Here is a 691-nt window from a genome sequence, read left to right as displayed (position 1 = left end):
CAGATACGCACGCCGCTGTCGGCAGCCATGCTCTATGCCAGCCACCTGGCGCAAGACGAGCGTGAGCTTGCGCCAGAGACCCGCCGGCGTTTCGCCGGCAGCCTCAAGGAACGTCTGCACGAATTGGAGCACCAGGTGCGCGACATGCTGGTGTTCGCCCGCGGCGAGCTGCCACTGGGTGACCGGTTGAGCCCAAAGGGCCTGTTCCAAGCCTTGCAGCAGGCTGCCCAGCCTCATGTCCAGGGCCATGCCGTGCGTTGGCAGTGCGACAGCCACCTGGGTGAGTTGCTGTGCAATCGCGACACCCTGGTCGGTGCCATGCTCAACCTGATCGAGAATGCCCTGCAGGCAAGCGTAGGCGCTGCGCGTCTCAAAGTGCACTTGTATCGGCGCGCGCACACCCTGCACCTGTGCGTCAGCGATGCCGGCAGCGGCATCGATGCCGACCTGTTGGGTCGGCTGGGTGAGCCGTTCCTGACCACCAAAGCTACCGGCACCGGGCTCGGCTTGGCGGTGGTCATGGCCGTCGTGCGGGCGCACCACGGCAAGTTGCAGCTGCGCTCCAGGGTAGGGCGTGGCACCTGCGTCAGGGTGGAGTTGCCGTTGATCGGCGGGCAGCCTGCGGAGGTCGCATGATGCTCATCAAGGTGCTGCTGGTCGAGGATGACCGCGCGTTGCGCCAGGCGCTTGG

1 protein-coding gene is annotated in these 691 nt (G+C 66.3%); it reads left to right on the top strand.

Annotation, left to right across the window (positions count from 1 at the left end):
- The coding region (locus BLX42_RS03150) for a PAS domain-containing sensor histidine kinase (RefSeq protein ID WP_161871127.1) at positions 1–636 on the top strand (636 nt) is incomplete at its 5' end.
- Positions 637–691: the final 55 nt, after the last annotated feature.

The organism is Pseudomonas sp. SG-MS2 (assembly GCF_009933855.1).
GTDB lineage: Bacteria > Pseudomonadota > Gammaproteobacteria > Pseudomonadales > Pseudomonadaceae > Aquipseudomonas > Aquipseudomonas putida_E.
This window is presented reverse-complemented; position numbering and strand designations above follow the sequence as displayed.